The organism is Methylobacterium nigriterrae (genome assembly GCF_037106235.1).
In the GTDB taxonomy this organism is placed as follows: Bacteria; Pseudomonadota; Alphaproteobacteria; order Rhizobiales; family Beijerinckiaceae; genus Methylobacterium; species Methylobacterium nigriterrae.
The window spans coordinates 1-679 of record NZ_JBAWTG010000466.1 but is presented as its reverse complement, the minus strand read 5'-3'; the positions used below and the strand labels follow the sequence as shown (position 1 = coordinate 679).

The window sequence follows — 679 nt, the reverse complement described above, 5'->3', positions numbered from 1 at the left end:
CGCGGAAAGTAGCTGTAGAAGGTGTAGCGCGAGATCCCGAGGCGCCGGGCGATCTCTGCCACCGAGATGGTGCCGGCCGCCAGCAGCGCGCGCCCAGCCTCGATATCAGCTTCGGACAGCTTCCTGGGCCGGCCGCCCTTGCGGCCGCGGGCCAGGGCCGCCTTCAGGCCATCCAGGGTGCGCTCGCGGTTGAGATCGAGGAAGTACTCGGCCATGGCCCCGTGCATCTGCAGGGCGAAGCGGCCGTGGGCAGTGTCGCTGTCGAACTGCTCGGTGAGGCTGCGGAAGTGGACCTTCTCCCGGCGCAAGGCATCGATGGTGCGCATCATCTCGATAAGAGAGCGGCCGAGGCGGTCGAGCTTCCACACGACCAGCACGTCGTCGGGGCGTAGGTAGGCCAGCGCCGCCTCGAACTGCGGACGCTTGGTGCCGGCCTTGCCGGACCGCTTCTCCTCAAAGATTTTTTGACAGCCGGCCTTGGTCAGCGCGTCGCGCTGGAGGTCGAGGTTCTGGTCCTGGGTGGAGACACGGGCGTATCCGACGAGCATGTCAGGATAGTGGCTCAGCCACGTTTTCCTGTCAGTAGTTTTCCAGTCACGGTTTCCTGACAAAAACGGGGCCGTTTGGGAGGGCTCGCGAGGCGCTCCTCGCGGGTGACAGGAAAACGGTCGTTTTCCTG

1 protein-coding gene is annotated in these 679 nt (G+C 65.2%); it reads right to left on the bottom strand.

Annotated features, from left to right (window positions below; translation table 11 throughout):
- On the bottom strand, nt 1-548 hold a 548-nt coding region (locus tag WDW90_RS37770; RefSeq protein ID WP_336492829.1), incomplete at its 3' end, for a recombinase family protein.
- Nucleotides 549-679: the final 131 nt, after the last annotated feature.